The sequence below is a fragment of the Streptomyces sp. NPDC001970 genome (assembly GCF_053594115.1).
Genome location: NZ_JBSFDW010000007.1, coordinates 249,942 through 276,312, shown reverse-complemented (window position 1 = coordinate 276,312; position 26,371 = coordinate 249,942). Strand labels below are relative to the sequence as shown.

General features: G+C 69.9%; 26 protein-coding genes and 5 tRNA genes. 12 read left to right on the top strand and 19 right to left on the bottom strand.

Annotation, left to right across the window (positions count from 1 at the left end; translation table 11 throughout):
- Positions 1-91 precede the first annotated feature (91 nt).
- Together ACWCP0_RS12395 and ACWCP0_RS12390 are read right to left on the bottom strand one after the other, a co-directional pair.
- Entirely contained in the window at positions 92-1,102 is a 1,011-nt protein-coding gene (locus ACWCP0_RS12395; protein ID WP_451078758.1) for an NAD(P)H-dependent glycerol-3-phosphate dehydrogenase, read from the bottom strand.
- On the bottom strand, positions 1,099-1,851 hold the full coding sequence (locus ACWCP0_RS12390) for a lysophospholipid acyltransferase family protein (protein WP_451078757.1): 753 nt from the start codon (positions 1,849-1,851) through the stop codon (positions 1,099-1,101). Before ACWCP0_RS12390 ends, ACWCP0_RS12395 begins: the two co-directional genes overlap by 4 nt.
- A gap of 157 nt (positions 1,852-2,008) precedes the next feature.
- On the opposite strand from ACWCP0_RS12390, the gene cofC reads away from it, so the two are divergent.
- Positions 2,009-2,665 (top strand): 2-phospho-L-lactate guanylyltransferase, encoded by a 657-nt coding sequence (gene cofC / locus ACWCP0_RS12385; protein WP_451078756.1) that lies wholly within the window; start codon positions 2,009-2,011, stop codon positions 2,663-2,665.
- A gap of 72 nt (positions 2,666-2,737) precedes the next feature.
- Complete coding sequence (locus ACWCP0_RS12380) at positions 2,738-2,941, top strand: hypothetical protein (RefSeq protein ID WP_451078755.1); 204 nt, start codon at positions 2,738-2,740, stop codon at positions 2,939-2,941.
- A 229-nt stretch (positions 2,942-3,170) separates the two neighbouring features.
- Here ACWCP0_RS12380 and ACWCP0_RS12375 read toward each other — a convergent pair whose 3' ends face one another.
- The 4 genes from ACWCP0_RS12375 to leuC form a co-directional block, all read right to left on the bottom strand.
- Positions 3,171-3,779 carry an HU family DNA-binding protein gene (locus ACWCP0_RS12375; RefSeq protein WP_451078754.1) on the bottom strand — a complete coding sequence of 203 codons (609 nt, stop codon included), beginning with the start codon at positions 3,777-3,779 and terminating at the stop codon, positions 3,171-3,173.
- A 171-nt stretch (positions 3,780-3,950) separates the two neighbouring features.
- Positions 3,951-4,178 carry an SCO5555 family protein gene (locus tag ACWCP0_RS12370; protein ID WP_351223460.1) on the bottom strand — a complete coding sequence of 76 codons (228 nt, stop codon included), beginning with the start codon at positions 4,176-4,178 and terminating at the stop codon, positions 3,951-3,953.
- A gap of 104 nt (positions 4,179-4,282) precedes the next feature.
- Positions 4,283-4,876, bottom strand: a complete 594-nt coding sequence (gene leuD, locus ACWCP0_RS12365) for a 3-isopropylmalate dehydratase small subunit (RefSeq protein WP_451078753.1) — start codon at positions 4,874-4,876, stop codon at positions 4,283-4,285.
- Between the two features lie 136 nt (positions 4,877-5,012).
- The gene (gene leuC, locus ACWCP0_RS12360) at positions 5,013-6,443 is read right to left on the bottom strand and encodes a 3-isopropylmalate dehydratase large subunit (protein ID WP_451078752.1); all 1,431 of its coding nucleotides are present in this window, start codon (positions 6,441-6,443) and stop codon (positions 5,013-5,015) included.
- A 175-nt stretch (positions 6,444-6,618) separates the two neighbouring features.
- On the opposite strand from leuC, the gene ndgR reads away from it, so the two are divergent.
- Positions 6,619-7,335 carry an IclR family transcriptional regulator NdgR gene (gene ndgR, locus ACWCP0_RS12355; RefSeq protein ID WP_351223454.1) on the top strand — a complete coding sequence of 239 codons (717 nt, stop codon included), beginning with the start codon at positions 6,619-6,621 and terminating at the stop codon, positions 7,333-7,335.
- Between the two features lie 175 nt (positions 7,336-7,510).
- Here ndgR and ACWCP0_RS12350 read toward each other — a convergent pair whose 3' ends face one another.
- Entirely contained in the window at positions 7,511-7,996 is a 486-nt protein-coding gene (locus ACWCP0_RS12350) for a DUF4188 domain-containing protein (protein ID WP_451078751.1), read from the bottom strand.
- An 83-nt stretch (positions 7,997-8,079) separates the two neighbouring features.
- On the opposite strand from ACWCP0_RS12350, the gene ACWCP0_RS12345 reads away from it, so the two are divergent.
- Entirely contained in the window at positions 8,080-8,718 is a 639-nt protein-coding gene (locus ACWCP0_RS12345; RefSeq protein ID WP_351223450.1) for a MerR family transcriptional regulator, read from the top strand.
- Positions 8,719-8,766: 48 nt separating this feature from the next.
- Here the strand turns inward: ACWCP0_RS12345 and ACWCP0_RS12340 are convergent.
- The 9 genes from ACWCP0_RS12340 to ACWCP0_RS12300 form a co-directional block, all read right to left on the bottom strand.
- Positions 8,767-8,839 (bottom strand) — tRNA-Glu (locus ACWCP0_RS12340).
- 28 nt (positions 8,840-8,867) lie between these two features.
- A tRNA-Gln gene (locus ACWCP0_RS12335) sits at positions 8,868-8,939 on the bottom strand.
- Positions 8,940-8,955: 16 nt separating this feature from the next.
- A tRNA-Glu gene (locus ACWCP0_RS12330) sits at positions 8,956-9,028 on the bottom strand.
- An 85-nt stretch (positions 9,029-9,113) separates the two neighbouring features.
- Positions 9,114-9,186 (bottom strand) — tRNA-Glu (locus ACWCP0_RS12325).
- Positions 9,187-9,207: 21 nt separating this feature from the next.
- Positions 9,208-9,279, bottom strand: a tRNA-Gln gene (locus tag ACWCP0_RS12320).
- Positions 9,280-9,370: 91 nt separating this feature from the next.
- Positions 9,371-10,090, bottom strand: a complete 720-nt coding sequence (locus ACWCP0_RS12315) for an HAD family hydrolase (RefSeq protein ID WP_451078750.1) — start codon at positions 10,088-10,090, stop codon at positions 9,371-9,373.
- Positions 10,091-10,212: 122 nt separating this feature from the next.
- The gene (gene gltX, locus ACWCP0_RS12310; RefSeq protein ID WP_451078749.1) at positions 10,213-11,694 is read right to left on the bottom strand and encodes a glutamate--tRNA ligase; all 1,482 of its coding nucleotides are present in this window, start codon (positions 11,692-11,694) and stop codon (positions 10,213-10,215) included.
- Positions 11,687-12,481, bottom strand: coding sequence for a fumarylacetoacetate hydrolase family protein (locus tag ACWCP0_RS12305; RefSeq protein WP_451078748.1), 795 nt, complete (start codon positions 12,479-12,481; stop codon positions 11,687-11,689). The genes gltX and ACWCP0_RS12305 overlap by 8 nt, the downstream gene beginning before the upstream one ends.
- A gap of 113 nt (positions 12,482-12,594) precedes the next feature.
- Positions 12,595-12,768, bottom strand: a complete 174-nt coding sequence (locus ACWCP0_RS12300; protein ID WP_451078747.1) for a hypothetical protein — start codon at positions 12,766-12,768, stop codon at positions 12,595-12,597.
- Between the two features lie 548 nt (positions 12,769-13,316).
- Between ACWCP0_RS12300 and ACWCP0_RS12295 the strand changes: the two genes are divergently transcribed.
- The 8 genes from ACWCP0_RS12295 to ACWCP0_RS12260 all read left to right on the top strand — a co-directional run bounded on the left by ACWCP0_RS12295 (position 13,317) and on the right by ACWCP0_RS12260 (position 23,702).
- Positions 13,317-16,895, top strand: a complete 3,579-nt coding sequence (locus ACWCP0_RS12295; protein WP_451078746.1) for a nitrate- and nitrite sensing domain-containing protein — start codon at positions 13,317-13,319, stop codon at positions 16,893-16,895.
- 9 nt (positions 16,896-16,904) lie between these two features.
- Positions 16,905-17,318 carry a roadblock/LC7 domain-containing protein gene (locus ACWCP0_RS12290; RefSeq protein WP_228977003.1) on the top strand — a complete coding sequence of 138 codons (414 nt, stop codon included), beginning with the start codon at positions 16,905-16,907 and terminating at the stop codon, positions 17,316-17,318.
- Positions 17,319-17,473: 155 nt separating this feature from the next.
- Positions 17,474-17,881, top strand: coding sequence for a DUF742 domain-containing protein (locus tag ACWCP0_RS12285; RefSeq protein WP_351223438.1), 408 nt, complete (start codon positions 17,474-17,476; stop codon positions 17,879-17,881).
- Entirely contained in the window at positions 17,862-18,443 is a 582-nt protein-coding gene (locus ACWCP0_RS12280; RefSeq protein WP_451078745.1) for a GTP-binding protein, read from the top strand. Before ACWCP0_RS12285 ends, ACWCP0_RS12280 begins: the two co-directional genes overlap by 20 nt.
- A 337-nt stretch (positions 18,444-18,780) precedes the next feature.
- Positions 18,781-22,035 (top strand): nitrate- and nitrite sensing domain-containing protein, encoded by a 3,255-nt coding sequence (locus ACWCP0_RS12275; RefSeq protein WP_451078744.1) that lies wholly within the window; start codon positions 18,781-18,783, stop codon positions 22,033-22,035.
- Positions 22,036-22,045: 10 nt separating this feature from the next.
- On the top strand, positions 22,046-22,459 hold the full coding sequence (locus tag ACWCP0_RS12270) for a roadblock/LC7 domain-containing protein (RefSeq protein ID WP_030125847.1): 414 nt from the start codon (positions 22,046-22,048) through the stop codon (positions 22,457-22,459).
- Between the two features lie 99 nt (positions 22,460-22,558).
- Positions 22,559-23,140 (top strand): DUF742 domain-containing protein, encoded by a 582-nt coding sequence (locus ACWCP0_RS12265; RefSeq protein WP_451078743.1) that lies wholly within the window; start codon positions 22,559-22,561, stop codon positions 23,138-23,140.
- The gene (locus tag ACWCP0_RS12260; RefSeq protein ID WP_351223430.1) at positions 23,121-23,702 is read left to right on the top strand and encodes a GTP-binding protein; all 582 of its coding nucleotides are present in this window, start codon (positions 23,121-23,123) and stop codon (positions 23,700-23,702) included. The genes ACWCP0_RS12265 and ACWCP0_RS12260 overlap by 20 nt, the downstream gene beginning before the upstream one ends.
- 204 nt (positions 23,703-23,906) lie before the next feature.
- Here the strand turns inward: ACWCP0_RS12260 and ACWCP0_RS12255 are convergent, their stop codons facing one another.
- The 3 genes from ACWCP0_RS12255 to ACWCP0_RS12245 all read right to left on the bottom strand — a co-directional run bounded on the left by ACWCP0_RS12255 (position 23,907) and on the right by ACWCP0_RS12245 (position 26,264).
- Complete coding sequence (locus tag ACWCP0_RS12255; protein WP_351223428.1) at positions 23,907-24,107, bottom strand: acyl-CoA carboxylase subunit epsilon; 201 nt, start codon at positions 24,105-24,107, stop codon at positions 23,907-23,909.
- A 21-nt stretch (positions 24,108-24,128) separates the two neighbouring features.
- Positions 24,129-25,712, bottom strand: a complete 1,584-nt coding sequence (locus ACWCP0_RS12250; RefSeq protein WP_451078742.1) for an acyl-CoA carboxylase subunit beta — start codon at positions 25,710-25,712, stop codon at positions 24,129-24,131.
- A 165-nt stretch (positions 25,713-25,877) separates the two neighbouring features.
- Complete coding sequence (locus ACWCP0_RS12245) at positions 25,878-26,264, bottom strand: polysaccharide lyase beta-sandwich domain-containing protein (RefSeq protein WP_451078741.1); 387 nt, start codon at positions 26,262-26,264, stop codon at positions 25,878-25,880.
- Positions 26,265-26,371 lie beyond the last annotated feature (107 nt).

The window sequence follows — 26,371 nt, the reverse complement described above, 5'->3', positions numbered from 1 at the left end:
GAAGACTGCCTCGACTGCGCCGGTGGCCTCTACCTCGACACCCCCGCCTGACCGACCCCAACACCCCTCCACGAACTTCCGCGGAGCAGCACTAGTGGCGCTCGGGCTTCGCGCTGCGTGACATCAGTTCCTTGAGCGCGACGACCGGCGGCTTGCCCTCGTGGACGATCGAGACCACCGTCTCCGTGATCGGCATGTCGACGCCGTGCCGCCTGGCCAGATCCAGCACGGACTCACAGGACTTGACGCCCTCGGCGGTCTGCTTGGTGGCGGCGATGGTCTCCTGGAGGGTCATGCCACGGCCGAGGTTGGTGCCGAAGGTGTGGTTCCGTGAGAGCGGCGACGAGCAGGTGGCGACGAGGTCGCCGAGTCCCGCCAGGCCGGAGAAGGTCATCGGGTCGGCGCCCATGGCGAGGCCGAGGCGGGTCGTCTCGGCCAGGCCGCGGGTGATGAGCGTGGCCTTGGAGTTGTCGCCGAGGCCCATGCCGTCCGCGATGCCGACGGCGAGACCGATGACGTTCTTGACGGCGCCGCCGAGTTCGCAACCGACGACGTCGGTGTTGGTGTACGCGCGGAAGTACGGGGTCATGCACGCGGACTGGAGGCGCTGGGCGACCGTCTCGTCGGCGCAGGCGACGACCGCGGCGGCGGGCTGGCGGTCGGCGATCTCCTTGGCGAGATTGGGGCCTGTGAGGACGGCGACGCGCTCCGCGGGGGCCTTGGCGACCTCCTCGATGACTTCGCTCATCCGCTTGGCGGTGCCGAGTTCGACGCCCTTCATCAGCGAGACGAGGACGGTGTCGGGAGACAGCTTGGGCGCCCATTCCGCGAGGTTGGCGCGCAGGGTCTGCGAGGGCACGACGAGGACGGTGAAGTCGGCGTCGCGGGCGGCATCGGCGGGGTCGGTGGTGGCCCGGATCCGCTCGGGGAGCTGGATGCCCGGAAGATAGTCCGGGTTGGTGCGGGTGGTGTTGACGGCGTCGACGAGATCGGCGCGGCGGCCCCAGAGGGTCACGTCGCAGCCCGCGTCGGCGAGCACCATCGAAAAGGCAGTGCCCCAGGATCCGGTGCCGAACACGGCGGCCTTGACGGGACGAGTCACTTGGTGCCCTCCTCCGCGGCCTTCTGCCGCTGTTCCGTCCGCGCCCCGCGGTGGTCGTGCGGCTCGGCGGGCGCCGTCTCGCCGCGTACGTCCTCCAGCAGCGAGGTGATCGCGGCCATGATGACCTCGGTGGCCTCGCGCAGCACCTCGGGGGTGGGCTCCAGACCGTAGAACCGGGAGAGGTCGACGGGCGGTCCGGCCTGCACGATCAGGGTCTTCCGCGGGAAGAGCCTGAGCTTGTCCTCCTTGGCGTACGGCGGCATCGCCAGGTTGGCGCCCCACTGGGCGACCGGGATGACCGGGGCCTGGGTGAGCAGCGCGACGCGCGCGGCACCGGTCTTGCCCGCCATGGGCCACATCTCGGGGTCGCGGGTCAGCGTGCCCTCCGGGTAGAACGCGACGCACTCGCCGCGCTCGATGGCGTCGACTGCGGCGCGGAAGGCGTCGAGTGCGTTGGTGGTCTCGCGGTAGACCGGGATCTGGCGGGTGCCGCGGAGCATCATGCCGACGAAAGAGCCCTTGAAGAGGGCGGCCTTCGCAAGGAACCGGGGGACGCGTCCCGTGTTGTACTGGTAGTGCGCGTAGGACAGCGGGTCCAGATAGGAGTTGTGATTCACGGCGGTGATGAATCCGCCGTCGGCCGGAATGTGCTCCATTCCTCGCCAGTCCCGCTTGAACAGAACCACCAACGGCGGTTTCGCGATGACCGCCGCCAGGCGGTACCAGAAGCCGATTCTGCGGCGGGACACTCGGACACCTTCCTCTAGGACCTGGCTGCCACTGGCTGCTGCCTGGCTGCTGGGGGTCAAGTGTCGCCCCAGGCCCCTGGTCTGTCGAGAACACGGTACGCCCCGCCCCGAGCAGGTCTCTCGTGGCCACCGACCGAGGCCGGGTGACAATGTTGCGATGCAGTGGTCACTTGTCGTCCCGCTGAAGCCCCTCGCACTGGCCAAGAGCAGACTGGCAGCGGCCGCGGGCGGGGCCTTGCGCCCGCATTTCGCCCTGGCCTTCGCCCAGGACACGGTGGCCGCGGCGCTCTCGTGTCCCGCGGTGCGGGATGTGGCGGTCGTCACGGACGATCCGCTGGCATCGGCGGAGCTGGCAGCGCTCGGTGCGCGGATCGTCCCGGACACACCGGCCGCGGGACTCAACGCGGCGCTGGCACACGGGGCGGACGCGGTGCGCGCCGACCGTCCGGGCGCCACGGTGGCGGCGCTCAACGCGGATCTGCCGGCGCTGCGGGCTGCCGAATTGGCCCGGGTGCTTGCAGTGGCCTCGCAATTTCCGCGGGCTTTCCTCGCGGACTCCGCGGGAATTGGGACGACATTTCTGGCGGCCGCGCCGGGCACGGAATTGCGCCCGGCATTCGGCGGGCGATCCCGAAACCGGCATTTGCGCTCCGGCGCGGCGGAAATTGCCGTGGACGGCGTCGACTCGGTCCGCCGCGACGTCGACACCGCCGACGATCTGCGGGCCGCGCTGGCTCTGGGCGTCGGCCCGCGCACGGCGGCGCGCTGCGCGACGCTGCCGATGCTGCGGCCGGTTCAGGAGGAGGGCGTGTAGGGCGGGTGTCCCCGGCCCGCGCCGCGGGCGCCCGCGGCAGAGCCGCACAGGCGTGCCCGTTACGCTCAGGGCATGCAGGCGACCGCGTACACGTACGACTCAGAGACCCGCAGCGGAAGTGTGCTGCTCGACGACGGCACGCCGGTGGATTTCGACGCCGCTGCGTTCGACGCCGGCGGGCTGCGACTGCTGCGGCCGGGGCAGCGTGTGCGGATCGAGACCGAGGGCAACGGCGATGCCCTGCGGATCACGCTGGTGACGCTGCAGACGCTCTGAGCGCTGGAGCCGGGCGCCGCGGGCGCTTCGGCCTTGTCCTCGCCCGGATCATGAATCACTCGGGCGTCGCGGCATCTGCCCCGAACACGCGGGGAGACCCGGCCGGGAAACCGGTCCGACGCGGTCCGGCCCACGGCCGGGCCGGGGGAATGACGAACGGACGCCGCGGGCCGGGCTCCCCCAAGGGAGTCCGGCCCGTCGCGTGAGTGGCCTTGTGCTGCCGCGCTGCTTACTTCTTGCGGGCGGTGGTCTTCTTGGCGGTGGTCTTGCGCGCCGTCGCCTTCTTGGCGGGCGCCTTCTTCGCGACCGCCTTCTTCGCGGGGGCGGTCTTCTTGGCCGTCGCCGTCTTCGCCGCCGCCGTCTTCGCCGCGGTCACCTTCTTCGCAGGCGTCTTCTTCGCCGCCGCCGTCTTCGCCGCGGTCACCTTCCTCGCGGGTGCCTTCTTCGCCGCGGCCTTCTTGGCGGTGGCCTTCTTCGCCGCCGCCTTCTTCACCGCGGCGCCGACCTGGAGGCTGCCCTTCGGCGCCTTCTTGACGGCGACTTCGCCGCCCTTGGGGAGCTTCTTGGAGCCGCTGACCAGGTCCTTGAAGCCCTGGCCCGCGCGGAACCGCGGCACCGAGGTCTTCTTGACCCGCACGCGCTCACCAGTCTGCGGGTTGCGGGCGTACCGGGCCGGACGGTCGACCTTCTCGAACGAGCCGAAGCCAGTGACCGAAACCCGGTCGCCGCCGACAACCGCGCGGACGATCGCGTCGAGTACCGCGTCGACAGCATCGGCGGCCTGCTGGCGGCCACCCATCTTGTCGGCAATCGCTTCTACGAGCTGCGCCTTGTTCACGTCTTCCCCTTCGGAGACATTGCCGGAACGAAACTGTTCAAGCGTTTTCGCACGTTAGGCAGATATATACCGCAAATCAAACACGAAACGGGCTAATCACCCTAGTGCCGCAACGAAGTCGACCGTCGCGGCCACGCGGCGGAGCCGCATATCGGCCCAGTCGCCGGGTGGTCAGTCACCTTGGGGGAAACGACCTTCATCGAGGTCCTTCATCAACCGGTCCAGGCGCCTTGCGGCGTCTGCGAGATCGTGCTTCGCCGCGGCCGTCACTGCCAGCAGCTTCCGGGACAGCGCCATCCTTACGCCCTCCGGGACTTGCAGTGCACGCACCCTTGCGTGCGCTTCCTTCAATCGGGCGGCGACTGCCTCGTAGAGCTCGAGTTGGCTGTCACCTTCCATGCACCGATTGTGCCATCTGGGGCGAGTTGTCGCCCCACAGGGTCTCAACAAACGCCTGCGCCCTCCACCGGACGGTGAAGGGCGCAGGACGGGAAAAGCGCTGCTCAGGCCTCGATCGTACGCGGCTTGAAGGCCGGCCTGGAGGCTTCGTAGGCCGCGATGTCCGCTTCGTTCTGAAGGGTGAGGCTGATGTCGTCGAGTCCGTTCAACAGCCTCCATCGGGCGTTCTCGTCCAGCTCGAAATCGACGGTGATGCCTGCCGCGCGGACCTGGCGCTGTTCCAAGTCCACGGTGATTTCGGCCTTCGGGTCGGCCTCGGTCAGCTCCCACAGGCGGTCCACCGCCTCCTGCGGCAGAACCACGGTCAGCAGGCCGTTCTTGAGCGAGTTGCCGCGGAAGATGTCGGCGAAGCGGCTGGAGACGACGGCCTTGAAGCCGTAGTTCTGGAGGGCCCAGACGGCATGCTCACGGGAGGAGCCGGTGCCGAAGTCGGGGCCTGCGACCAGGACTGTTGCGCCCTGCCGCTCCGGCTGGTTGAGGACGAAGTCGTCGTTCTTGCGCCAGGCCTCGAAGAGCCCGTCCTCGAAACCGTCGCGGGTGACCTTCTTCAGCCAGTGCGCCGGGATGATCTGGTCCGTGTCGACGTTGCTGCGGCGCAGCGGGACGGCCGGGCCGGTGTGCGTGGTGAAGGCTTCCATGGTTCATCCTTCGTTGCCTGTGGAGAAGTACGGTGTTGCCCTGCCTTCGGGCGGCGGTCAGGGCTTGGCCGTCATGAGGCCCTCCGGGCCGAGTGAGAAGCCACGCCGTTCTTGCGGGGTGGAGGAGTCACGGTGTTCAGACTCCGGCTGAGGCTGAGGCCGGGATGTCGGACAGATCAGCGGGCGAGGACAGGTGCCCGCGCACCGCAGTGGCGGCCGCGACCTGCGGCGAGACCAGATGGGTCCGGCCGCCCTTGCCCTGCCGGCCCTCGAAGTTGCGGTTGGAGGTGGAGGCGGAACGCTCACCGGGGGCCAGCTGATCGGGGTTCATGCCCAGACACATCGAGCAGCCCGCGTGCCGCCACTCGGCGCCGGCCTCCTTGAAGACCTTGTCCAGGCCCTCCTCGACCGCCTGCAGCGCGACCCGCACCGAGCCGGGGACGACCAGCATCCGTACGCCGTCGGCGACTTTGCGGCCCGCCAGGATCGAGGCCGCGGAGCGCAGGTCCTCGATACGGCCGTTGGTGCAGGAGCCTACGAAGACGGTGTCGACCTTGATGTCGCTCAGGGCCTGTCCGGCGGTCAACCCCATGTACTCCAGAGCCTTTTCGGCGGCAAGCCGCTCCGAAGCGTCCTCGTACGAAGCCGGGTCGGGGACGTGGGAGGACAGCGGGGCGCCCTGGCCCGGGTTGGTGCCCCAGGTGACGAACGGGGAGAGTTCGGCGGCGTCGATGAAGACCTCGGCGTCGAAGACCGCATCGTCGTCGGTGCGCAGGGTCTTCCAGTACGCGACCGCCGCGTCCCAGTCCTCGCCCTCGGGGGCGTGGTCACGGCCCTGCAGATAGTCGAACGTGGTCCGGTCCGGGGCGATCATGCCCGCGCGGGCGCCGGCCTCGATCGACATGTTGCAGATGGTCATGCGGGCCTCCATCGAGAGCTTCTCGATGGCGGATCCGCGGTACTCCAGGATGTAGCCCTGGCCGCCGCCCGTACCGATCCTGGCGATGATCGCCAGGATCAGGTCCTTGGCGGTGACGCCGTCCGGCAGCTCGCCCTCGACGGTGATCGCCATGGTCTTGGGGCGGGCCAGCGGCAGCGTCTGGGTGGCCAGGACGTGCTCGACCTGCGAGGTGCCGATACCGAACGCCAGCGCGCCGAAAGCGCCGTGGGTGGAGGTGTGGGAGTCACCGCAGACCACGGTGGTGCCGGGCTGGGTCAGCCCCAGCTGCGGGCCCACGACGTGGACGACGCCCTGCTCGACGTCCCCCAGCGGGTGCAGCCGGACGCCGAACTCCGCGCAGTTCTTGCGCAGGGTCTCCAGCTGGGCACGGGAGACCGGGTCGGCGATGGGCTTGTCGATGTCGAGGGTCGGGGTGTTGTGGTCCTCGGTCGCGATGGTGAGGTCGAGCCGCCGCACCCGCCGGCCGTTCTGGCGGAGCCCGTCGAAGGCCTGCGGGCTCGTCACCTCGTGCAGGAGGTGCAGATCGAAGTAGAGGAGGTCGGGCTCGCCCTCGGCGCGCCGGACGACGTGGTCGTCCCAGACCTTCTCCGCGAGTGTCCTACCCATCGCTTTCCCTCCGGCCCGGCGGCGTCGCCGGGCCCAACTAGAGATCAACTCCGCCGTCGTCCGTACGTCGGACCTGGCGGGGAGCGCGGGCCCTTGTACGGCCGCACATCCAGGTTCGCAACTTCTCGGAGAAATTGAACTTGCGTTTCACAGAGTGAGACGTGAGTATCGTTTCATGGACAACTCTAGCGGCGTCGGCGTTCTCGACAAGGCAGCTCTGGTTCTGAGCGCCCTGGAGTCCGGTCCGGCCACCCTCGCCGGACTGGTCGCGGCGACAGGGCTTGCACGACCCACGGCTCATCGCCTCGCCGTGGCTCTGGAACACCACCGGATGGTGGCGAGGGACATGCAGGGCCGGTTCATTCTGGGCCCGCGGCTGGCCGAGCTGGCCGCCGCGGCGGGCGAGGACCGGCTGCTGGCCACGGCGGGGCCGGTGCTGACCCATCTGCGCGATGTGACCGGCGAGAGCGCGCAGCTCTATCGCCGGCAGGGGGACATGCGTATCTGCGTGGCGGCCGCCGAGCGGCTGTCCGGACTGCGGGACACGGTGCCCGTCGGCTCCACGCTCACGATGAAGGCCGGGTCGTCGGCCCAGATCCTGATGGCCTGGGAGGAGCCCGAGCGGCTGCACCGCGGCCTGCAGGGCGCCCGCTTCACGGCGACGGCCCTGTCGGGCGTACGGCGCCGGGGCTGGGCCCAGTCGATCGGCGAACGCGAGCCGGGCGTGGCGTCCGTCTCGGCGCCGGTGCGGGGGCCGTCGAACCGGGTCGTGGCGGCGGTCTCGGTATCCGGACCGATCGAGCGCCTGACCCGTCACCCCGGCCGTATGCACGCCCAGGCGGTCATCGACGCGGCGGCCCGCCTCTCCGACGCCCTCCGCCGCACGGGCTGACCCCGAGGGCTCCGCCCCTCCCCGGCTCGCCCTGCGGGCGCGGAGCACGGTACGGGCAGCGCGCGGGGGGACCGGGCGTCCGAGGACGGGGGTCCGGGGACGGAGCCCCCGGGAAAGGCCGAGTCGCAGGCGCCACATGCGCCCGCGACTCGCCGCACCCACCCGGCCCCAAGGCTCATGCCGCGCGGAGGCGATCCGCCGCGCGGTCGCCGCGGCGGGCCACCGGGACGACCCCCGTGGCCGCGCCCAGCCCGAACGCCGGCATGTTCACGTAGACGTTCTCGTACGACCCCGCCGGGACGATGTACGTCTCGTGCCAGAAGCCGACCTTGCCCTTGCCCTCGCGCATCCGCCGGTTGAACGCCGCCCAGGCCGGCCGGTGCCGCTTGTCCTGCGCGGAGGCGTACGCGAGCAGCTTCTCCTTCGAGTCCCAGTACTGGACGGTGTACAGCACCCTGGGCGCGCCCAGCAGCAGCTGGTAGCCAAGGAGTCCGCTGCCCTCGTCCTGCGACAGCTCCTTCAGCATCCGCGGCATGGCCATGAACACCGGCCACCAACTCCGCAGCGCCCGGAAGCTGTTGATGCGCATCCCGATGAGGAAGACGACCACGTCCTCCTGCGACTCCGCCGTCATGCGCCCCTGGATCGGCTGCTTGCCCATCGCGCCCCCCCTTGCGAGGATTGTTGGATAGTGGAGCTATCTACACTTGGATAGTGCCACTCTCCAATGAAAGGCGCAAGCAGATGAGACTGGCAGAGCTCAGCGAACGCAGCGGCGTCCCCACCGCCACGATCAAGTACTACTTGCGTGAGCGACTGCTGCCGCCCGGCCGGCGGGTCAGCGCCACCCAGGCCGAGTACGACGAGGAGCATCTGCGCCGGCTCCGGCTGGTCCGTGCGCTGATCCAGGTCGGCGGCATACCGGTGGCCGCCGCCCGCGAGGTCCTCGCGGCCGTCGCCGACGACACCCTCGACCACCACATGCGCCTGGGCGCCGCGGTCTGGGCCCTCCCGCACGGCCCGGAGCCGGACGAGGAGGACCCCGCCACCGAGACGGCCGGCCGCACCGCCGACGCACTGATGGAGCGGCTCGGCTGGAGCTTCGGCCGCGAGCAGGGCGCGCTGTCGCCCTCGTACCGGACGCTGGTCGCCGCGATCGCCACGATGGACCGGCTGGGCTACCCCTGCGACGTGGCACACCTCTTCCCGTACGCTCGCAGCGCCGCCGAACTGGCCGTCAACGACCTGGACTTGGTGGAGAAGTACGAGCAGGAGGAGGAGCAGGTGGAGGCCGCGGTGGCGCTCACGGTGCTGTACGAGCCGGTGCTGCTGAGCCTGCGCAGGCTGGCCCAGGCCGAGGAGTCGTACCGCCGGTTCGGCTGAGGCATACGCGAGAAGGCCCTCCCCTATGGGGAGGGCCTTCTCGTCACGTACCCCCGACCGGATTCGAACCGGCGCTACCGCCTTGAGAGGGCGGCGTGCTAGGCCGCTACACAACGGGGGCAAGATGGTGATCCAACTGACTGGACCTGCTGGCCTACCTGGACTCGAACCAAGACTAACTGAACCAGAATCAGTCGTGCTGCCAATTACACCATAGGCCATGGTGGTATAGACCAGTACCCCCGACCGGATTCGAACCGGCGCTACCGCCTTGAGAGGGCGGCGTGCTAGGCCGCTACACAACGGGGGCCCTAGCGATCCCCACCCGGCTACCGCCGGATGTTGTCACTGCGAAGGCACCGGGAGCGACCCTGGTGACCAGCAGGATGGATCTGTACCCCCGACCGGATTCGAACCGGCGCTACTGCCTTGAGAGGGCAGCGTGCTAGGCCGCTACACAACGGGGGCTTTGCAGATGAGCTCTGCGAGCTGGCCTACCTGGACTCGAACCAAGACTAACTGAACCAGAATCAGTCGTGCTGCCAATTACACCATAGGCCACCAAAACTCAACCCCCCTGCGGGGGGTCTTGTTCGGTTGTGCGCTTTCAGCTCGGGCTTTCCGGCCCGCTCCTCCCGGCGCAGGAAGAACATTACCCGAAGGTGGACGGCGCTCCAAAACGGGTATCCGACTGCAGCACGCTGGGTAGCTCCTCCAGACCCGTGATCCGGATCAGCTCCGGCCTGCCGCCCTGCCCACCGCGGTCCAGCCAGATGCCGGTCAGCCCCGCCGCGCCGGCACCGCTCGCGTCGATGTCCGGGTGGTCTCCCACGTACGCGACGTCCTGCGGCGGCAGCCCGAGCGCGTCGCACGCGGCATGGAAGGCCGCCGCCTCGGGTTTGGAGACCCCGAGCTCCACGGCGCACAGGACGGCCTCGAAGCGGTCCCTGACGCCGAGGATGCGCAGCTTGCGGTCCTGGTTGTGGAGGGACGAGTTCGACAGGACGGCATGCCGGTACTCGCCTGCGAGGCGGTCGAGAGCCGGCAGGAAGTCCGGGAACAGCGACCATGCGGCCTCGTAGTGCGCGACGTGCCGGGCGAACCACTCGTCCGCCTCGGCGTCGCTCAGCTCCCGGACGAAGAAACTGCGGACCCGGTCGCGCCGCTGCCCTCGGAAGTCCGTCTCCCCGGCGGCGAAACGGGCCCAGTGGTGTTCGGTGAGCTCCCGCCAGCGCCGGAGGGCCTGGTCCGCGGACGTGTATGCGTGCGGCAGGCCCTCGTCCTCGAGCATGCGCCGCAGCCCTTCGCGGTCGGCGCTGGTGTAGTCGAAGATCGTGTCGTCGATGTCCCAGAGGACCGCGCGGATCGCCATGATCCCAGGCTAGGGGGTGCTGGGCGGCCGTGGGGCGCCTGCGGTGCAGCCGGCCCCCGACAACGCCTGAGGGGCGGCAGCCGCACCGGCTGCCGCCCCTCAGGGCGTACGACGGGAATCGACTACGCCGCCGCCAGCTTGGCCAGCGCCGCGTCGATCCGGGCCAGGGTCTTCTCCCGGCCCAGGATCTCCAGGGACTCGAAGAGCGGCAGACCCACCGTGCGGCCGGTGACCGCGACGCGGACCGGGGCCTGGGCCTTGCCGAGCTTGAGGCCGTGCTCCTCGCCGGCGGCCAGGACCGCGTTCTTCAGCGACTCGTGGCTGGACCAGTCCGCGGCCTCGAGCTTCTCGCGGGCCGTGCGCAGCAGGGCGTCGGAGCCCTCCTTCATCGCCTTCTGCCAGGAGGCCTCGTCCTCGACCGGCTCGGGCAGGAAGAGGAAGTCGACGTTGGCGGTGATGTCGGAGAGGACCGTGAGACGCGTCTGGGCGTACGGGGCGATCGCCTCCCACGCGGCGCGGTCGAAGTCCTCGGGGGCCCAGGGGGCGTGCGGAGCCTGCAGCCAGGGCTCGCAGGCCTCGGCGAAGGCCTTCACGTCCAGCCGGCGGATGTGGTCCGCGTTGATCGCCTCGGCCTTCTTCAGGTCGAAGCGTGCCGGGTTGGCGTTGACGTCCGCGATGTCGAACCTCTCGATCATCTCGGTGATCGAGAAGACGTCCTGGTCGGCCGAGAACGACCAGCCCAGCAGGGAGAGGTAGTTGAGCAGCCCCTCGGGCAGGAAGCCGCGCTCGCGGTAGAGGTTGAGCGAGGCCTGCGGGTCGCGCTTGGAGAGCTTCTTGTTGCCCTCGCCCATGACGTACGGGAGATGGCCGAAGGCCGGGATCTGCTGGGCGATGCCGAGCTCGATCAGCGCCTTGTACAGGGCGATCTGGCGCGGGGTGGAGGAGAGCAGGTCCTCGCCGCGCAGCACGTGCGTGATCTCCATCAGCGCGTCGTCGACGGGGTTGACGAGCGTGTAGAGCGGGGCGCCGCTGGCGCGGACGATGCCGTAGTCCGGGACGTTGTCCGGCGTGAAGGTCAGCTCACCGCGGACGAGGTCGGTGAAGGTGATCGGCTCGTCGGGCATGCGGAAGCGGATGATCGCCTCACGGCCCTCGCGCTCGTACGCGCCCTTCTGCTCGTCGGTCAGGTCGCGGCACTTGCCGTCGTAGCCGGAGGGCCGGCCGGCGGCCCGGGCGGCCTCGCGGCGCTCGTCCAGCTCGGTGACGGTGCAGTAGCAGGGGTAGGCGTAACCGCCGGCGAGCAGCTTCTCGGCGACGTCCTTGTAGATGTCCATGCGCTGCGACTGGCGGTACGGCGCGTGCGGGCCGCCGACCTCCGGGCCCTCGTCCCAGTCGAGACCGAGCCAGCGCAGCGAATTGAGGAGCTGCTCGTACGACTCCTCCGAGTCGCGGGCCGCGTCGGTGTCCTCGATACGGAAGACCATGGTGCCCTGGTGGTGCCGGGCGAACGCCCAGTTGAAGAGGGCGGTGCGGACCAGGCCCACGTGGGGGTTGCCGGTCGGCGAGGGACAGAAACGTACGCGGACGTTCGTCGCGTTAGCCACGCTTGATCACCTTGTTGGTGAGAGTGCCGATGCCTTCGATGGTGACGGCGACCTCGTCGCCGACGTTGAGGGGGCCGACCCCGGCCGGGGTGCCGGTGAGGATGACGTCTCCGGGGAGCAGCGTCATGGCCTCGGTGATGTGGACGACCAGGTCCTCGATGGAGCGGATCATGTCGCTCGTACGACCCAGCTGGCGCTGTTGGCCGTTGACCGTGCACTGGATCGTGAGGTCCTGCGCGGCTGCCAGCTCGATGCCCGTCTCCACCCAGGGGCCGAGCGGGCACGACGTGTCGAAGCCCTTCGCGCGGGCCCACTGCTTCTCGCGCTTCTGGGCGTCGCGCGCGGTCACGTCGTTGGCGCAGGTGTAGCCGAAGATGACGTCCTTGACGCGCTCGCGCGGGACCTCGCGGCACAGGCGGCCGATGACGACGGCGAGCTCGGCCTCGTGGTGCAGCTCGTTCGAGAAGGAGGGGTACTCGATGGCGTCGCCGGGGCCGATCACCGAGGTGGAGGGCTTGAAGAAGGCGACGGGTACGTCCGGGACCTCGTTGCCGAGCTCTGCCGCGTGCTCGGCGTAGTTGCGGCCGATGGCCACGACCTTGTTGGGCAGGACGGGCGGCAGGAGCCGGACCTTGCTCAGCGGGACCTTCGTTCCGGAGAGCTCGAAGTCGGCGTAGGGAATGCCCTTGATGATGTCGAGGACGAGGCCACCGGGGTCACCGGTCCCGTCGTCCTCGACCGCGCCGAAGGCGACATTGCCGTCGATGGAGAATCTGGCGATGCGCACGGGTGCCTCGCGCCCCTCTGCTTCCGCTGGCTGGAGTCTGACGCTCCAGGCTAACGCGGCGCAGGCACCCGACCTGCCGTATTACGGCGCCACCCGTCACTGCGCCCCGGGGATCACGGGGCCACCGGGGCGTTCAGGAGGGTGGTGCGGCGGGGGTTGGCCGTCTGGGTGGGGAGGTCGACCGAATGCTCCGGCTGGGCCTCCGGCTGCAGCTCGTCGGCGTCCGCGAGGTGCGCGAGCGTGGTGCGCCGGGGGTTGGCTATGTTGCGGAACATCATGGTCTTCATCGGGGGATCAGGTCCTTGTCAGAGCGCCGGTTCTTGTAAAGCAAAAGGCTAGACACCCCATTCCCTGCGAAAGCATGGACAAGGCAACGATCTCCGTGTGAGTTTGCTCACGACGGGAGGGGCAATTCCGTCATTCTGGACAGCGAAATGCCCTTACAGAAACGGACATTGCATAGCTGAATCAGCTATTCCGCTCCCGATCATGGCGACTGGGACACCCCCCACCCGTAAGCGACTCGTACGCAAAAGTCCCATTCTTCCCCGTCGCTTTCTACGGCTTGTCACGCGTCACTTACAACGTGTCACTCTCGTCACAGCCCGGCCCGCGGCCCTTGTTGGAGATCCGGCACTGTGCTGGAATTCCACGCACCGCCGCGGGTTTCAGGCCGGCGCGCAGGGGCGCAACGCAGCGCCGAGTGGCGGCGGGAGGGGGAAGGAAGCGCCGGTCACTCCAGACCCACCTAATGGGGCATGCTCATCGCCCCACCACGCCGACACCGTCCCGCCGTGTACGCGGAGGGACGCCTGGTCCAGAGGTTGCGACGCTAGTGCAGGGACGTTTCAAGAGGGATGGCAGCGCTGCGGCTGAACAGGAGCCGCACGGCGGGACCGACCGCGGCTCCTCGCCCCAGCACGCCCAGAACCAGGACCGGCCCGCGGCCGGCGACGTCGGTGACCGTGGTGCGCGCTCCGGCGCGGCACCGGGCGGTAAAGACACCGCCGTCCCGCTGAAGCCCAAGGGCTCCCCCGACACGGGCTCTCGCATAGCCCTGCGCAACTGGCGCATCAGCACGCGCCTGGTCTCCCTGCTCACGCTCCCCGTGGTCGCCGCGACCACGCTGGGCGGACTCCGTATCAACGAGTCGATGAGCGACATGGAGCAGCTGGAGCACATGCAGCTGCTCACCAAGATGACCCGGGAGGCGACCGCTCTCGCCGAGGCGCTCCAGAACGAGCGCGACCACGCGGCCGGCCCGCTGGCGCACGGCGGCAAGGCCACGGACTTCAAGGTCTCCCAGCCCCGGGGGGTGACCGACCAGCGCAAGGCGGCGTTCCTCGACGCGACCAACGACATCGGTGACACCACCGGCGACGACGCCCTGGAGGGCATCCGCTCCAACGTGGCCCAGATCGCGGCGCAGGTGCACAACATCACCGAGATCCGGAAGAATGCCTACAAGGAGACAGAGGGGGAACTCGTCTCCAACTCGCAGACGATCAGCCAGTACTCCCGGCTGATCGACTCGCTGCTGAGCCTGTCCCAGGACATGGCCCAGGCGACGAGCAACCCGGACATGATCAAGCGGACCCGCGCGCTGGCCGCGTTCTCGTCCGCCAAGGAGTACGCCTCCATCCAGCGCGCGGTCATCGCCGCCGCGCTCCCGAAGACCAGCAGCGCCGTCGGCAGCATGAACGAGAACGACCGCCTCACCGGTCTGGACGCCAAGACCAACGAGGACGCGGCGCTGAAGTCGTTCACCGCGATCTACTCCGCGCTCGGCGGCAACGCCGAGGAGCTGACCGCCCCGCTGGAGACCGGCAACTCCGAGATCCAGAAGGCCGACACCTACGCGGACCGCGTGCTGCGCAGCACCGACGGCATCTCCAAGACGCCCGAGCGCCGCAGCTACCTGGACTGGACCGACCAGGCCGACACCAAGATCCAGGCGATGAACCAGATCGAGGAGACCCTCCTCGGTGAGATGGAGAGCCGGGCCCGCGAGCTCAAGCAGGAGTCGCAGCAGGACGCCATCATCAACGGTGCGCTGATCCTGGTCGTCCTCGGCGTGTCGCTCGTCGGCGCCTTCGTCGTGGCCCGGTCCATGATCCGCTCGCTGCGACGCCTCCAGGACACCGCCACCAGAGTCGCCCAGGACCGGCTGCCCGAGCTCGTCAAGCAGCTCTCCGAGGCCGACCCGCAGGACGTCGACACGACCGTCGAGTCGGTCGGTGTGCACTCCAGGGACGAGATCGGCCAGGTGGCCACGGCCTTCGACGACGTGCACCGCGAGGCCGTCCGCCTCGCCGCCGAGCAGGCCCTGCTGCGGGGCAACGTCAACGCGATGTTCACCAACCTCTCGCGCCGCTCGCAGGGTCTCATCCAGCGTCAGCTGTCGCTCATCTCCGAGCTGGAGTCCCGCGAGGCCGACCCTGACCAGCTGTCCTCCCTCTTCAAGCTGGACCACCTCGCGACCCGCATGCGCCGTAACGGCGAGAACCTCCTCGTCCTCGCGGGCGAGGAGCCGGGCCGCCGCTGGACCCGGCCCGTCCCGCTCGTCGACGTGCTCCGAGCCGCCGCGTCCGAGGTGGAGCAGTACGAGCGCATCGAACTGGCCGCCGTCCCGGCGACCGAGGTCGCGGGCCGCGTCGTCAACGACCTCGTGCACCTCCTCGCCGAGCTGCTGGAGAACGCCACGTCGTTCTCCTCTCCGCAGACCAAGGTCCGCGTGACCGGTCACGCGCTGCCGGACGGCCGTGTCCTCGTCGAGATCCACGACACCGGTATCGGCCTCTCCCCCGAGGACCTGGCCGCGATCAACGAGCGGCTCGCGTCGCCGCCCACCGTGGACGTCTCGGTGTCGCGTCGCATGGGTCTGTTCGTGGTCGGCCGCCTGTCCCTGCGGCACGGCATCCGGATCCAGCTCCGTCCGTCCGACTCCGGTGGTACGACCGCGCTGGTCATGCTCCCCGTCGATGTCGCACACGGTGGCAAGAAGCCCCAGGCCAAGCCCGGTGCGGGCGCGCAGAACGGTGCCCCGCAGGGCCCCGGCGGCGGCCGCGGTCTGCCCGGTAACCCCGGCGCGGGCGGTGGTCAGGGCGGTCCCGGTGGCGGCCGTCCCGGTCTCGGCGGCGGACCGTCCGGAGGTCCCGGCGGTGCGTCCGCGGGCCGTCTCGGCGCAGGTGCGCCGCGTGGCCAGGTCGGTGCCGGATCGGCTGCGCGCGCCGCGCTGCCGCCGCGTGACGGCGCGTCCTTCCAGGGCGGCGCCCCGCAGGGCGGCCCCCAGCAGGGCGGCGCCCCGCAGCAGGACCCGTCGCGTCAGGCCGGCGCACCCGTCGGCGCGTACGGCTCCGACAGCGGCCGCGGCCGACCGGGCGCCCAGGACCGCAACGACTCCCGTCAGAGCGGCATCGGCGGCCGCGACCGCAACAGCCAGCGGCAGGGCGCCCCTGCCGGTGACGACCGGGGCCGCCAGCTGCCGCCGACCGGTGCCCCGCGCGCCGAACTGCCCGGCAGCGGCCCGCAGGGTCAGCGTCCGCAGCGCCCGGAGACCACCAGCTGGGGCAGCGAGCAGCCGGCCGTACCGCAGCGCTCCCCGCTGGACGCCCCGCGCGGCCACGAGGAGCCCGACACCACCGGTCAGTACGCCCGCCAGGGCTACTCGGCACCGCGCCACGGCGGCCAGGACCCCGCAGCCACCGAGCAGTTCCAGCGCCCCGACTTCAACGCGCCGCGTCCGGCTGCCGGTCAGGGCCAGCAGGGCTACGGCCAGGGCGCCCCGGGCCGCGGCCGCCGCGACACCGCCGACTTCGGAGCCCCGCGTCCCCCGGCCGCGAGCCTCCCCGCACAGCCGCAGCCCGAGGCCCTGCCCCCGGCCGGCCCGGGCGACGGCCGCACGCCGCTGTACGACACGCTGGAGACCAACTGGTTCCACGGCGCGCCGGGTGGTCAGCCCGGCTACGGCGGTCCGGCCAACGGGGCCCAGCAGCCCCCGGCCGCACCGCAGCAGCCCGCCCAGCGTCCCGCCCCGCCGATGCCGCCGCGACGTCCCACCGCGGGGCCGGCCGGCGGACAGGCGGGCCACCCGGTCCAGCACAACGCGAGTGGCGCCGCCTGGCGCACCTCGCCCAACGACGAGCTGGTGCGCCAGGCCGAGCGGGTCCGCAAGCCCGCCGCAGGCGGGATCACCACCTCGGGTCTGCCCAAGCGGGTTCCGCGCGCCAATCTCGTGCCCGGTACCGCTCAGGAGTCGACCCACCAGTCCGGTCCGCAGGTATCCCGCGCCCCGGACGATGTGCGGGGCCGGCTGACCAACCTCCGCCGGGGTATCCAGCAAGGCCGGCAGGCGGGCAGCACCGGTAACACCGGCAGCTTCAACGTCGGGCCCACTCACCAGCAGGAGCGTTAGTTGAGACCGATGAGCCAGGCGGCGCAGAACCTGAACTGGTTGATCACCAACTTCGTGGACAACACCCCTGGGGTGTCCCACACCGTGGTGGTCTCCGCCGACGGACTCCTGCTGGCGATGTCCGAGGGATTCCCGCGCGACCGAGCCGACCAGCTTGCGGCCGTCGCGTCCGGACTGACCTCGCTGACCGCAGGCGCCTCCCGCATCTTCGAAGGCGGCCCTGTCAACCAGACGGTCGTGGAGATGGAGCGCGGCTTCCTCTTCCTCATGTCCATCTCGGACGGCTCCTCGCTGGCCGTGCTCGCCCACCCCGACGCCGACATCGGTCTCGTCGGCTACGAGATGGCACTCCTGGTCGACCGTGCCGGCAGCGTCCTCACCCCGGACCTCCGTGCCGAACTCCAGGGGAGCCTGCTGCACTAGACGCTTCGCACAACCGTTGCAAGGGGGGTGTGTGCCCCCAGGTGCACCCCTGGTACCCCCTAACCGCCCCACAACCGTCATGCCGCCCCACCCGGCCCCCCACCGGCCCATTCAGACGGCACAGCCGACCACTTGCTGTCACGCCCGGAGGATTCATGACCCCGCCCCCCGCCTCTCACGATCCGTACGGTGTCCCCATGGACACCGACTACGGACATGAAGGCGACCAGCCGCTGGTGCGTCCGTATGCGATGACCGGCGGCCGGACCCGGCCCCGCTACCAACTCGCCATAGAGGCACTGGTCAGCACCACGGCAGACCCTGCGCATCTCGTGACGCTCCTGCCGGAGCACCAGCGGATCTGCCACCTGTGCCAGGAGGTCAAGTCGGTCGCCGAGGTCTCGGCACTGCTGTCGATGCCGCTCGGTGTGGCTCGGATCCTTGTGGCGGACCTGGCCGAGGCGGGCATGGTGGCGATCCACCAGCCGGGCAACGGAGAGGCCGGCGGCACGCCGGACGTGACACTGCTCGAAAGGGTGCTCAGTGGACTTCGCAAGATCTAGCGGCGGAACGGCCCGGGCGACGACCTCCGCGAAGATCGTGGTGGCGGGCGGCTTCGGTGTGGGCAAGACCACGTTCGTCGGCGCCGTCTCGGAGATCAACCCGCTGCGTACCGAGGCCGTGATGACGTCCGCATCCGCGGGCATCGACGATCTCACCCACACCGGGGGCAAGACCACCACCACGGTGGCCATGGACTTCGGCCGCATCACCCTGGACCAGGACCTCATCCTGTACCTGTTCGGCACCCCCGGACAGGACCGGTTCTGGTTCATGTGGGACGACCTCGTCCGGGGCGCCATCGGCGCCGTGGTTCTCGTCGACACGAGAAGACTTGCCGACTGCTTCCCCGCGGTCGACTACTTCGAGAACAGCGGACTGCCCTTCGTCGTGGCTCTCAACGGCTTCGAGGGACATCAGCCCTACACCCCGGACGAGGTCCGCGAGGCGCTGCAGATCGGGCCCGGCACCCCGATCATCACCACCGACGCCCGCCATCGTGCGGACGCCAAGAGCGCCCTCATCACCCTCGTCGAGCACGCACTGATGGCACGACTCAAGTAGTCTCGTGTATACGGCAGTTGTCGTAGAGAAATCGTGGGCGGGCTGTGTCTTTTGACACGGTCCGCCTCCGTGTTCATAACGTTTCGACAGAGAATTCTCCGGGCTCGGACACCCGGCGCATCCGGCTGGTACCGCTGTGCTCACATAGGCCTCGCCATTTGCCAGGGCTGGCTCTTTATGCCCGTTTTATCGGCGGCCTGGAGCACCCGGAACGGCGTCTTCACGCTGTTTGGAACGGGACCGCTCGGCGTGCTGAAATCGACGAACTCGTGAGTAGTACGGCCCTGAACAATAATCGGCACAACGTAGGTGCCGACGCCGAGAGGTTGTTGGTCGAGTGAGGCGAAGCAAAACAAGCTCCGCAGAGCAGCAGGCGCGGGGCAACTTCACCCCGCCCCCGCGTGCAGCGGCGTCGCCTGCGGATGTGCAGCCCGTGGCGCCGCCCCCCGCCGGGGGCAGTTCCAGCAGGCTGTCCCCACGCAACTGGCGGGTGCCGACCAGGCTGAACGCGATCCTCCTCATACCCGCGCTGGTCGGCCTCGTCATGGGCGGCTTCCAGGTGAAGGGATCGATCGACACCTGGAACGAGGCGCAGGACGCGGAGAAGACGGCCCTGGTCGTGCGCGCCGCCTCCGAGTACGGCCAGGCGCTGCTCAACGAGCGTGACCTCACCGCCCAGCCCCTGCTCGAGGGCAAGCGCGACGCCGCGGTGGTCCAGCAGACCCGGGCGGCCACCGACGCCGCCAAGAAGAAGTTCGACGTGGCCGTCGCGGACATGCCCCAGAAGCAGGGCCTGGAGCGCCGCCTCAAGCTCTTCCGCGAGGCGGAGCCCAAGCTCGAACTGATCCGCCAGACCGCGTACAGCGCCGCCGTCGAGACGCCGGACAAGTCCAACGGCAAGGGTGGCCCGGTCGCCACCGAAGAGGGCTACGTGCTGGTCCAGCACTACCTCACGGAGTTCTCCAACGAGCTCGGCCTGGGCACCGGGAACGTCACGAGCTTCGGCCGCACGCTCTACGCGATCCAGCTGGCCAAGGGCGCCGAGTCGCTGCAGCGCTCCATCGGCACGCATCTGCTCGTCCGCCCCAGCGAGAAGCAGGCGGTCAGGAACGGGCAGACGGTCGCCTTCTCCTCGTACGCGTACCTGGAGGGGATCGCCCTCGGCGAGTACGTCTCCGGCGGTGCGGCGGAGGACACCGAGAAGCTGAAGTCGGTCATGGGCGCCAAGTCGCAGGAGGGCGCCAAGAAGCTCGCCGAGGCCGCCCAGCAGGCACAGGCCGCCGGCGTGAAGTTCACGCTTCCGCCGGAGAAGAACGGCTCCGTCTACGACGGCATGGTCGCCGCCATCAGCTCCGGCGACGAACCCGACGAGCTCGCCGAGCAGGGTGTGACGCCGACGGTGTGGATGGCCGCCGCCACCGCCAAGTTCGACGGCTACACCGAGATCGAGAACGACCTCGTCGACAAGGCCGTGACCGAAGCGGCCCGGATCTCCGACGAGGCCAAGACCGACGCCATCGTCAACGGTCTGATCGTCATCATCGCGCTGCTCACCGCGTTCATCCTGGCCGGTCTGGTGGGCCGCCAGATGAGCCGCTCGATGCGCCAGCTGCGGACCGCCGCCTTCGGCATCGCCGAGCAGCGTCTGCCGATGCTGGTCGACCAGCTGTCCCGCACCGAGCCGGGCCGGGTCGACACCCGCGTGCAGCCGATCCCGATCGACACGCAGGACGAGATCGGCGAGGTCGCCCGCGCCTTCGACCAGGTCCACCGCGAGGCCGTCCGGCTCGCCGCCGAACAGGCCATGCTGCGGGGCAACGTCAACGCGATCTTCACCAACCTGTCGCGCCGCAACCAGTCCCTGATCGAGGGCCAGCTGACCCTGATCACCGACCTGGAGAACAACGAGGCCGACCCGGACCAGCTGGAGAACCTCTTCAAGCTGGACCACCTCGCGACCCGTATGCGCCGCAACGGCGAGAACCTCCTCGTTCTCGCCGGCGAGGAGCCCGGCCGCCGCTGGAACCAGCCGGTGCCGCTGGTGGACGTGCTGCGCGCCGCCTCCTCCGAGGTGGAGGCCTACGAGCGCATCGAGCTCACGGGCGTCCCGGAGAGCGAGATCCACGGCCAGGCCGTGACCGACCTCGTGCACCTGCTCGCCGAGCTGCTGGAGAACGCCACGACGTTCTCCTCTCCGCAGACGAAGGTCCGCGTCACCGCGACCCGGCTGCCCGACGGTCGGGTCATGATCGAGATCCACGACAAGGGCATCGGCCTGACCGCCGAGGACTTCGCCGACATCAACCACAAGCTGGCCAACCCGCCGACGGTGGACGCCGCCGTCTCGCAACGCATGGGCCTCTTCGTGGTCGGCCGTCTCGCCGACCGGCACGGCGTCCGCGTCCAGCTGCGCCCCTCGGGCGAGCAGGCCGGTACGACCTCGCTGGTCATGCTCCCGGACGCGATCACGCATGGTGGCGGTGGCGAAGCGCTTCCCGTGGACGACTTCACCGTGTCGCAGATGATCCCGCAGCAGCAGTCCTTCGAGGCCACCACGATGCGCACCGCGGCCGAGCTGGGCTTCGACGACTCTCGCTACGAGGAGCAGTCGTCCGACAACCGCCAGCTGGACCCGGTCAACCGCTCCCTGATGCGCGAGGAGCGCCGTGCGGCGCTCGAGGCGCAGTCGGGCGGCGACCGCCCGCTGTTCCGTGACGAGACGCAGCAGGCGTACGGCGAGCGGGACCAGTACGCCGACGGCCAGTACGCCGGGGAGCAGTACGACCAGGGCTTCGCGGCGCAGGAGCAGCAGTCCTCCTACGAGCAGAACGGCTACGGCTCCGAGGGCGGCGACGGCTACGACCGCACTGGTGAGTACCCGGTTTCCGGCGGTTACCCCGAGCACTCCGAGCAGGCGTATGCGGAGGCCTCGTACGACGCCCCGCAGGAGCACCGGCCGCAGTACGACGGCCAGTTCGGCCACGGCTCCGACCAGGGAGAGTGGGCCGATCAGGGCGGGTACCGGGGTGGCTACGAGCAGGGCTACCGGTCGGATGCGGAATCTGCGCCCGGCGCTCCCGCGAGCGCTCCGGAGCGCGTAGGCTTCGACCGTCCGGGTCCTGCTCCGAGCAGCAGCCACCAGGTGACCGACGCCGGTCTGCCGCGACGCGGCGGCAGCCAGCCGGCGCAAGGCCAGTGGCAGCCCACCGGCGCCGACAACGGGCAGGCAGGACAGGCGACTTCGGCCGGTCAGGCCCCGCAGGCCCCTCGGAACGGGCGGCCCGAGGCGGACGGCTCCGACGACTGGCGCTCGACGAACGACGAGCGCTGGCAGCGGGCCGAGAAGCTCCGCAAGCCCGCAGCGGGCGGAGTCACCCCGTCCGGTCTCCCCCGGCGGGTCCCCAAGGCCAATCTGGTCGAGGGCACGGCGGAGCAGACCCCGCAGGGCGGCCCCCAGGTCTCCCGCGCCCCTGAAGACGTGCGTGGCAGGTTGAGCAACCTGCGGCGCGGTGTCCAGAAGGGACGCACCGCGGGGACGGACACGAACGGAATGGGCTTCGGCCCGGGTAGTACCTACAACCAGGAGCGTTAGTGTGAGCCCGATGAGCCAGGCGGCGCAGAATCTGAACTGGTTGATCACCAACTTCGTGGACAACACCCCTGGGGTGTCCCACACCGTGGTGGTCTCCGCCGACGGACTCCTGCTGGCGATGTCCGAGGGATTCCCGCGCGACCGAGCGGACCAGCTTGCGGCCGTCGCGTCCGGTCTGACCTCGCTGACCGCGGGGGCGTCGCGCATCTTCGAAGGCGGCGCGGTCAACCAGACCGTCGTGGAGATGGAGCGCGGCTTCCTCTTCCTCATGTCCATCTCGGACGGCTCCTCGCTGGCCGTGCTCGCCCACCCCGACGCCGACATCGGTCTCGTCGGCTACGAGATGGCACTCCTGGTCGACCGTGCCGGCAGCGTCCTCACCCCGGACCTCCGTGCCGAACTCCAGGGAAGTCTTCTCAACTAACAAACAGGCAGTGCGTTTCTCGCCACCGCACCATAGGGTGCGGTGGCGCGGCTCCACAGGGACATGGACCGGCGTACGGCACTCGGAGGAGGAAGAAACGTGGCAACACCCCCAGGCGGACACCCATATGACGGTGCTCAGCAGTCTCCGGGTGAGCAGGGTCAGAACCGCTTCAACTTTCCCTCCACGCCGAGCAGAGGCGGCGGCCCGCAGCCGTACCAGCGGCCGCAGCAGCCGTACGACCCGTCGTACAACCAGCCGCAGGCGCCCCGGATCCAGCCCGTGGCGCCCCGGCGGAACCCTGAGCCGGCACCCGCGTCGGCACCCGCGTCGGGCAACCACAACCCATTGGTGCGTCCGTACGCGATGACCGGTGGCCGGACCAGGCCGCGCTACCAGCTCGCCATCGAGGCGCTGGTCAGTACCACGGCCGATCCCGTGCGGCTGCAAGGGCAGTTGCCCGAGCACCAGCGGATCTGCCGACTGTGCTTCGAGATCAAGTCGGTCGCCGAGATCTCGGCACTTCTCTCCATCCCCCTCGGCGTTGCCCGGATCCTCGTAGCCGACCTGGCGGAGGCCGGACTTGTCGCCATTCACCAGCCCGGCGGCGACGAGTCCGCCGGCGGCCAGCCAGACGTGACACTGCTCGAAAGGGTGCTCAGTGGACTTCGCAAGCTCTAGCGGCGGTGCAGCCCGCTCAACCACCAGCGCGAAGATCGTGGTGGCGGGCGGCTTCGGCGTGGGCAAGACCACGTTCGTCGGCGCCGTTTCGGAGATCAACCCGCTGCGTACCGAGGCCGTGATGACGTCCGCATCCGCGGGCATCGACGATCTCACCCACACCGGGGGCAAGACCACCACCACGGTGGCCATGGACTTCGGCCGCATCACCCTGGACCAGGACCTCATCCTGTACCTGTTCGGCACGCCCGGACAGGACCGGTTCTGGTTCATGTGGGACGACCTCGTCCGGGGCGCCATCGGCGCCGTGGTGCTGGTGGACACCCGCCGTCTCGCGGACTGCTTCCCCGCGGTCGACTACTTCGAGAACAGCGGACTGCCCTTCGTCGTGGCTCTCAACGGCTTCGAGGGACATCAGCCCTACACGCCCGACGAGGTCCGCGAGGCGCTGCAGATCGGGCCCGACACCCCGATCATCACCACCGACGCCCGCCACCGCGCGGACGCCAAGAGCGCCCTCATCACCCTCGTCGAGCACGCACTGATGGCACGTCTTCGGTAGGCCGTCGCCGTACCGGTCCCGTACACGGTGCAGGCCCCGCACTCCGGCTGGAGTGCGGGGCCTTCTCGTTGCGCGACGCCTCGAAGCCCGTCGGAGCCTGCGGACGGAGACGGACACGCCGGGCCGCTGGACGTTCGCGGCACGCACGCCGAGACCCCGCCGTCCCTGGGAGGGAGCAGCGGGGTCTCGGTGGTCGGTACGGCGTCAGCCCTGCCAGCTGTGCGGGGCGCGGAAGCCGGACTGGCGCTCCAGCCGACGCCAGCCGGCCGTGCTGCGGCCGCGGCCGGCCGGCGCGGACGGCTGCGCGGCGGCACGGGCCAGCAGGACCGCGGTGATCGCGGCCAGCTCCTCGGGGTCGGCGTGGCCCTTCTCGACCCGGAGCAGGGACTCGGCGGAGGTGGTCATCTGCAGCGTTCTCCTCGTGGGTTACTGCGGGGGGTTGCCGTGCTTGCGGGACGGCAGGTCGGCGTGCTTGGTACGGAGCATGGCGAGGGAGCGGATGAGCACCTCGCGCGTCTCGGCCGGGTCGATGACGTCGTCGACCAGTCCGCGCTCCGCGGCGTAGTAGGGGTGCATGAGCTCGGCCTTGTACTCCTTGACCATGCGGGCGCGCATGGCCTCGGGGTCCTCGGCGTCGGCGATCTGCCGGCGGAAGATGACGTTGGCGGCGCCCTCGGCACCCATCACCGCGATCTCGTTCGTCGGCCAGGCGTAGGTGAGGTCGGCGCCGATGGACTGGGAGTCCATCACGATGTACGCGCCGCCGTAGGCCTTGCGCAGGATCAGCGAGATCCGGGGCACGGTCGCGTTGCAGTACGCGTACAGCAGCTTGGCTCCGTGGCGGATGATGCCGCCGTGCTCCTGGTCGACGCCGGGCAGGAATCCCGGCACGTCCAGCAGCGTGACAATCGGGATGTTGAAAGCGTCGCACATCTGCACGAAACGGGCGGCCTTCTCGGACGCCTCGATGTCGAGCACGCCGGCCAGCGTCTGCGGCTGGTTGGCGACGATGCCGACGACCTGGCCGTCGAGCCGGGCGAGGGCGCAGATGATGTTGCGCGCCCAGCGCTCGTGGATCTCCAGGTAGTCGCGGTCGTCGACGAGCTCCTCGATGACCTGGTGCATGTCGTACGGACGGTTGCCGTCGGCCGGCACGAGGTCGAGCAGCACGTCGGAGCGGCGGTCTGCCGGGTCCTCGGTCTGCATGTGCGGCGGGTTCTCGCGGTTGTTCTGCGGCAGCATCGACAGCAGGTACCGCACCTCGGCGATGCAGGTCTCCTCGTCGTCGTACGCGAAGTGCGCCACACCGCTCGTCTCGGCGTGCACATCGGCGCCGCCGAGCCCGTTCTGGGTGATCTCCTCACCGGTGACCGCCTTGACGACGTCCGGTCCGGTGATGAACATCTGCGAGGTCTCGCGGACCATGAAGACGAAGTCGGTCAGCGCCGGGCTGTAGGCCGCGCCGCCCGCGCACGGGCCGAGCATCACGCTGATCTGCGGGATGACACCGGAGGCCTTGGTGTTGCGCTGGAAGATGCCGCCGTATCCGGCGAGGGCGGAGACGCCCTCCTGGATCCGGGCGCCGGCACCGTCGTTCAGGGAGACCAGCGGGGCACCGGCCGCGATGGCCATGTCCATGATCTTGTGGATCTTGGTGGCGTGGGCCTCGCCCAGCGCGCCGCCGAAGATCCGGAAGTCGTGCGCGTAGACGAAGACCGTCCGGCCCTCGACCGTTCCCCAGCCCGTGATCACGCCGTCGGTGTAGGGCTTCTTCGCCTCCAGGCCGAAACCGGACGCCCGGTGCCGGCGCAGTTGCTCGACCTCACGGAACGAACCCTCGTCCAGCAGCAGCTCGATCCGCTCACGCGCGGTCAGCTTGCCCTTGGCGTGCTGCGCCTCCGTCGCCCGGTCACTGGGTCCACGGCGGGCCTCTTCGCGAAGGGCGTGCAGCTCGGCCACGCGCCCTCGCGCGTCGGTCGGCTCGCCGGTGGTCTCGTCCAAAACGGTCATGTACCGACCCTACGGACCCGAACAAGAAAATCCTGCCGTTGACTCCGTACAGTCTCGCGACCGTTCTCCTGTCACCCCCGGACAGAACCATTGCGCGGCACAGGCGAAGTACCAGCCGGGGACTGCCCCGGATTGTCGGGGTCCGACAAGGACGTCATCCGCTCGTCAGCCAATGGCCACCTGACGGCGAGGAGTGGCGCCCGCGGCGCCCGGGGGGCTGCGCAGCCGCAGGGCACTGCCGGCGGCAGCAGCCCCGCCTGACGGATCGCGGCCGATCACTCGTTGCCCGGGGCGATCCCGGCCGAGTTCCGGCTGCCCGGAATGCGGAGGTTCACTCACGCAGCGTGTCGTCACGCCGCTCCGGGTGCGGCCGAGCGTGCTCGTGAGGGCCGATGCGAGAGTGCCCACCGTACCGGGCTGCCGGAAGTTCGCGGCCGTGAGTCCGAGGGACGGGACGGCGGCGGCCTGACGGCCGGCGGTGTTGTCGAGGATCTCCAGCCCACGGGGGTCGGCCGCGCCGGCGGTGACGGCTCTCCGGGAGGCGCCCGGCACCAGGAAACAGGCCTACGAGGCGTTCACCGGATCGGCCCATGAGGGGTCGCCTCCACCGCACCCGGACAGCGCTCGTGCCCCGCACCCGGGCCGGGTGCGGGGCACGA

What these genes read in the sequence shown, in the direction of transcription:
- cofC (WP_451078756.1), top strand. Translation starts at nt 2,009, where the DNA reads ATGCAGTGGTCACTTGTCGTCCCGCTGAAGCCCCTCGCACTGGCCAAG.
- ACWCP0_RS12380 (WP_451078755.1), top strand. Translation starts at nt 2,738, where the DNA reads ATGCAGGCGACCGCGTACACGTACGACTCAGAGACCCGCAGCGGAAGT.
- ACWCP0_RS12370 (WP_351223460.1), bottom strand. Translation starts at nt 4,178, where the DNA reads ATGGAAGGTGACAGCCAACTCGAGCTCTACGAGGCAGTCGCCGCCCGA.
- leuD (WP_451078753.1), bottom strand. Translation starts at nt 4,876, where the DNA reads ATGGAAGCCTTCACCACGCACACCGGCCCGGCCGTCCCGCTGCGCCGC.
- leuC (WP_451078752.1), bottom strand. Translation starts at nt 6,443, where the DNA reads ATGGGTAGGACACTCGCGGAGAAGGTCTGGGACGACCACGTCGTCCGG.
- ndgR (WP_351223454.1), top strand. Translation starts at nt 6,619, where the DNA reads ATGGACAACTCTAGCGGCGTCGGCGTTCTCGACAAGGCAGCTCTGGTT.
- ACWCP0_RS12350 (WP_451078751.1), bottom strand. Translation starts at nt 7,996, where the DNA reads ATGGGCAAGCAGCCGATCCAGGGGCGCATGACGGCGGAGTCGCAGGAG.
- ACWCP0_RS12345 (WP_351223450.1), top strand. Translation starts at nt 8,080, where the DNA reads ATGAGACTGGCAGAGCTCAGCGAACGCAGCGGCGTCCCCACCGCCACG.
- ACWCP0_RS12315 (WP_451078750.1), bottom strand. Translation starts at nt 10,090, where the DNA reads ATGGCGATCCGCGCGGTCCTCTGGGACATCGACGACACGATCTTCGAC.
- ACWCP0_RS12300 (WP_451078747.1), bottom strand. Translation starts at nt 12,768, where the DNA reads ATGAAGACCATGATGTTCCGCAACATAGCCAACCCCCGGCGCACCACG.
- ACWCP0_RS12290 (WP_228977003.1), top strand. Translation starts at nt 16,905, where the DNA reads ATGAGCCAGGCGGCGCAGAACCTGAACTGGTTGATCACCAACTTCGTG.
- ACWCP0_RS12285 (WP_351223438.1), top strand. Translation starts at nt 17,474, where the DNA reads ATGACCCCGCCCCCCGCCTCTCACGATCCGTACGGTGTCCCCATGGAC.
- ACWCP0_RS12270 (WP_030125847.1), top strand. Translation starts at nt 22,046, where the DNA reads ATGAGCCAGGCGGCGCAGAATCTGAACTGGTTGATCACCAACTTCGTG.
- ACWCP0_RS12255 (WP_351223428.1), bottom strand. Translation starts at nt 24,107, where the DNA reads ATGACCACCTCCGCCGAGTCCCTGCTCCGGGTCGAGAAGGGCCACGCC.
- ACWCP0_RS12250 (WP_451078742.1), bottom strand. Translation starts at nt 25,712, where the DNA reads ATGACCGTTTTGGACGAGACCACCGGCGAGCCGACCGACGCGCGAGGG.